Below are 5,472 nucleotides of genomic sequence, written 5' to 3'. Positions count from 1 at the left end.
GGGGCCGTGGGCCGAGGAGCGGGGGATGGCCGGTCGGATCGGTGCGCGTGATGAGGCGCGGATGCATGCCGCTGGTGTGGTGGGGTTGACCGCGGGTCAGGGTCTGGCTCTGCTGGACGCGGCTGTGGTGGCGGGGCGGGCGTTTGTGGTGCCGGCTCGGTTCGATGCGGCTGCGCTGGGCCGGCGTGGGGCGGGTCTGCCGGCGCTGTTGCGGGAGTTGGCCGGTCCTGCGGTGCGTCCTGCGGCTGATCCCGCGCGGGTGGCCGATCCCACCGCGGCGCCCGGCGCGGCTGGTACGGCTGGCGCGGGTGGGGAGCGGCCGGTGATGGCGCTGGCGCATCTGTCGGCGCGACAGCGCCAGCGGCAGTTGCTGGACATGGTCTGTGGTCAGGCGGCGGCCACGCTCGGGCATGACACCGCTGCGGCCATCGATGCCGATCGGCCTTTCCAGGAGTTCGGGTTCGATTCGCTGACCGCGGTGGAGTTGCGTAACCGGTTGCACACGGTGACCGGGTTACGGCTCACCCCGACCTTGGTGTTCGATCACCCCACTCCCCGCGCGCTGGCGATGCATCTGGACGCCACGGTGTTCGGCGGCACTGCCCGCCGTCCGGTCGCGGCCGCTGCGCCCGGCGGCCCTGCCGATGATCCTGCCGGTGACGCCGCTGGTGACCTGATCGCCGTTGTCGGGATGGCCTGCCGTTTCCCCGGCCAGGTCACCAGCCCCGACGACCTGTGGCAACTCCTGGTCGACGACCGCGATGGCATCACCGGCTTCCCCACCGACCGAGGCTGGGACATCACCGGCATCTACGACCCCGAGCCCGGCAAGCAGGGTCGCACCTACACCCGGCAGGGCGGGTTCCTGCACGACGCGGCGTACTTCGACCCCGCTCCGTTCGACATCGGTCCGCGCGAGGCCACCGCCATGGACCCGCAGCAGCGACTGCTGCTCGAAGCGTCCTGGGAGGCCCTGGAGCGCGCCGGCATCGACCCGTCCGGACTGCGCGGCACCCCGACCGGGGTGTTCGCCGGAGTGATGTACCACGACTGGGGCACTCGGCCGGGCAAGGTGCCGGAGGAGTATGCCGGTTACCTGGGCAACGGCAGCCTGGCCAGTGTGGTGTCCGGGCGAGTCTCGTACGCGTTCGGCCTGGAGGGGCCGGCGGTGTCGGTGGACACGGCGTGTTCGTCGTCGCTGGTGGCGCTGCATCTGGCCGCGCAGGCGCTGCGTGCCGGGGAGTGTGATCTGGCGCTGGCCGGAGGCGTGACGGTGATGGCCACGCCCGACACCTTCACCGACTTCGGCCTCCAGCGGGGGTTGGCCGCTGATGGGCGGTGTAAGTCGTTCGCCGAGGCGGCCGATGGGGTGGGCTGGGGTGAGGGTGTCGGGGTTTTGGTGGTGGAGCGGTTGTCGGACGCTCGCCGTCGTGGGCATCGGGTGCTGGCGGTGCTGCGCGGCAGCGCGGTCAACCAGGATGGCGCCTCCAATGGGCTGACCGCCCCCAACGGTCCTTCGCAGGAGCGGGTGATCGCTCAGGCGCTGGCGTCGGCGGGGATCGGTCCGGCGCAGGTGGACGTGGTCGAAGGACATGGCACCGGTACCGCGTTGGGTGATCCGATCGAGGCGCAGGCGTTGCTGGCGGCCTACGGCCAGGATCGGCGTTCGCCGTTGTGGCTGGGGTCGGTGAAGTCCAATCTCGGGCATACCCAGGCGGCGGCCGGGGTGGCCGGTGTGATCAAGATGATCCTGGCGATGCGGCACGGGTTGTTGCCCAAGACGCTGCACGTGGACGCCCCCTCGTCGAAGGTGGACTGGTCGGACGGGGCGGTGGAGCTGCTGACCGAACCGCAGCCCTGGCCCAAGGACGCGGATCGGCCGCGCCGGGCGGGGGTGTCCTCGTTCGGCATCTCCGGCACCAACGCGCACATCATCCTGGAAGAACCCCCGGCCGAAGAGCCGCCGCACACGCCGCTTGCAGGAGTGCCATCGGGCGAGCGCGACGGCACCACGGCCACAGCGGCCCAGGGCGACCCCGCGACTACCGCACCGGCGCCTGCGATGGTGTCGGCGCTTGCGATGGTGCCGGTGGTGGTGTCGGCCAAGAGTCAGGCGGCGTTGCGGGCGCAGGCCGCTCGGCTGGCCGCCTTCATGACCGGGCACGATGCGGCCGGACCGGTCGAGGTGGCCGCCGCCCTGACCCGCCGAGCCGCCCTGGAGTACCGAGCGGTACTGCCGGCAGCCGACCGAGAAGGTCTGCTCGCCGCACTGCGTACCCTCGCAGGCGAACCAACGGCCTCGGCGTTGACGGCCGGCGGGTTGACAGCCGCAGAGTCGACGACCGGCAGAGCGGGGCCCGGCGAGCCGACGACCGACGGGTTGGCGACCCGTGGGTTGGCGGCCGGTGGGTTGGCGGCCGGTGGGTTGGCGGCTGGGCTGTTGGGTTCGGCTGCGGTGGTGGGTCGGGTGCGGCCGGGCCGGGTTGCGGTGGTGTTCTCCGGTCAGGGTGCTCAGCGGGTCGGGATGGGCCGGGAGTTGTATGCGGCTTTCCCGGTGTTCGCCAGCGCTTTCGATGAGGCCTGCGCGCTCCTGGAGGCCGAACTCACCGCCGCCGACGGGGTGGTGACCGGCCTGGCCGGCGGTGCGAGCCTGCGAGAGATCATCCTCGGCCACAACAGCCAGAACGACCGGTACGACCACACAAGCCAGGACGGTCAGACCAGCCAGTCCGGTGAGGCAAGCCAGACCAACCAGAACGGTCAGCCCAGCCAGAACGGCCAGAACGGCCAGACCGGCGGCTCTGGCCTGAGCGACCTGAGCGGCGAGAACGGCCGGACGGGCGGGATCGGCGAGGCTGGCGAGAGCGGCCAGGCCGGGGAGACCAGCCACACGAGTGTTAGCGGTGGCGGGTCTGCTGCTCATGGGGTGCTGGATCAGACGGTGTTCGCTCAGGCCGGGTTGTTCGCGGTGGAGACGGCGTTGTTCCGGCTGTTGGAGTCGTTGGGGGTGCGGCCTGATTTTGTGGCGGGGCATTCGCTGGGGGAGATCACTGCGGCGCATGTGGCCGGTGTTCTGGATTTGGCTGATGCGTGCCGGTTGGTGGCTGCTCGTGGCCGGTTGATGCAGGGGTTGCCGTCCGGTGGTGCGATGGCGGCGATCGGCTGCGGCGAGGAGCAGATCGCGCCGGTGCTGGCCGGGCGTGGCGAGATCTCGGTGGCGGCGGTGAACGCGCCGGGTTCGGTGGTGGTCTCCGGCGCCGGCGACCAGGTGGAACAGGTCGTGGAATGGGCGCGGAACCAGGGGTATCGCACCCGGCCGTTGCGGGTGTCGCACGCGTTCCACTCGCCGTTGATGGAACCGATGCTGGCCGAGTTCGAGCATGTGGTGGCCGGGTTGACGCTGCGTCGCCCGGAGCTGCCGCTGGCGTCCAACCTGTCGGGTGACCTGGCCGGCGAAGAGGTCACCGAGCCCGGGTACTGGGTCGAGCATGTGCGGCGGCCGGTCCGGTTCGCCGACACCATCACCACCCTGCGCGGACACGGGGTCGGCTGTTACATCGAGGCAGGCCCGGACGCCCAGCTCACCCCGATGATCGAACAGACCCTCACCCACCACGACAACGGAGACGGGCACGACGGCGGTGAGCCCGCGGTGGTGGCGTTGCTGCGCCGTGACCGGGAGGAGACGGCTCAACTGGTCGCCGGGCTGGGTCAGGCGTGGACATGTGGCACCGGTGTGGACTGGACCGCCTGGCCGTCCTGGACCATCGCGACCACCGCGACCACCGCGACCACCGAAAGCGCCGGAACTACCGCGACCACCGGAACCACCGCGGCCGGACCAGCCGGACGGGCCGGTTCGGCCGGGGTTCGGGTCGGCCATCTGGATCTGCCCACCTACCCCTTCCAGCGACGGCACTACTGGCTGCAACCCGCCCCCGCCGGTGACCCGGCCGCCCTTGGCCAGACCGCCGCCGACCACCCCATCCTGGGAGCAGTGGTGGAGCAACCCGACGGCGGCGCCATCCTGACCGGCCGGTTATCGACCACCGCTCAGCCCTGGCTGGCCGACCACGCCATCAACGCCACCCCCATCCTGCCCGGCACCGCCTTCGTCGAACTCGCCCTGCGCGCCGGAGACCAGGTCGGCTGCCCCACCATCGACGAACTCACCCTGCACGCCCCCCTGCCCATCCCCGACCCCGGCCACCACAACAACAGCCACCACAGCCACGGCGACACCGGAAGCGTCGTGGTGCAGGTCACCGTGACCGCGCCAGGCCAAGACGGCCGACGTCAGATCACCATCCACTCCAAAGACGACCACGGCCACTGGACCCGGCACGCCACCGGCACCCTCACCCCCACCCCCGCCACCGCTCAAGACACCCCGACGGAGTTGAGCCAGGCCTGGCCTCCGCCGGGCGCCGAGCCACTGGACACCACCGGCCTGTACGACCGCCTGGTCGACCACGGCTACGGCTACGGCCCCGCCTTCCACGGCCTCACCCACGCCTGGAAACACCACGACGACCTCTACGCCGACATCACCCTCCCCGAACAAGCCGGACAAACCACCCGATACGGCATACACCCCGCGATCCTCGACGCCGCGATGCACGTGGACCTGGTGGCCGGGCCGAAGGCCACGCTGATCCCGTTCAACTGGAACGGCGTCACCCTGCACGCCGCCGGCGCCACCGCGCTGCGCGTACGGCTGCGCCGCCTGGACGGCGACGAGGTCACCAGGCTGGACCTGGCCGACCCCGCCGGCCGGCCGGTGGCCACCGTGGAGACGGTGGTGTCCCGGCCGGTCAAGGCCGACCAACTGGCACAGGCTCGCCCGGCCTCGGAGTCGCTGCTCGCGGTGACGTGGCGGCCGGTCGCGCCGTCGGGTCCTCTCGGCGCGGTGGACGTCTCCGACGCGCTCGTCATCGACGCCACCGGCGGCGCCGGCGAAGCTTCAGGGGGCGATGTGCCGGATCGGGTGCGTCGTGCCCTGCGTCCGGTCCTTACCGGGCTGCAGACCTGGTCGGTCGCGGCGGACACCCGGCCGGCAGTGGTGGTCACGCGGGGTGCCGTGGCGGTGCGCGACACCGAAGGGCCGGATCCGGCGCGGGCCGCGGTCTGGGGCCTGGTGAGGGCCGCACAAGAGGAGAACCCCGGCCGGATCATCCTGGTCGACCTGGATCCGGCCGCTGACCTGGCGGACGGCGTGCGCGTCGCCCTGGCCACCGGCGAGCCCGAGCTGGCGATCCGTGACGGCCGGCCGTGGGTCCCCCGGCTGACCCGCGCCGCAGTCCCGCGCGAGGCTCACGCCGACCGGGTATCGCGCGCCGCAGCCGTTGACCCGTACGACGCGGCCTGGCCGGTCGATGGGACCACGCTGATCACCGGCGGCACCGGCGGGCTGGGCGCCCTGATGGCCCGGCATCTGGTCGCCGTGCACGGCGTGCGGCATCTGCTGCTGGT

At 72.0% G+C, this 5,472-nt stretch carries 1 protein-coding gene; it reads left to right on the top strand.

From position 1 onward, the window contains the following. Positions 1-325 precede the first annotated feature (325 nt). Positions 326-5,472, top strand: a 5,147-nt coding sequence (locus ACWEN6_RS40745) for a type I polyketide synthase (RefSeq protein WP_452577563.1), incomplete at its 3' end; no start/stop codon positions are given.

It is taken from the genome of Sphaerisporangium sp. NPDC004334 (assembly GCF_053602655.1).
The sequence above is the reverse complement of the archived record's forward strand: the minus strand, read 5'-3'. Positions and strand labels throughout refer to the sequence as shown.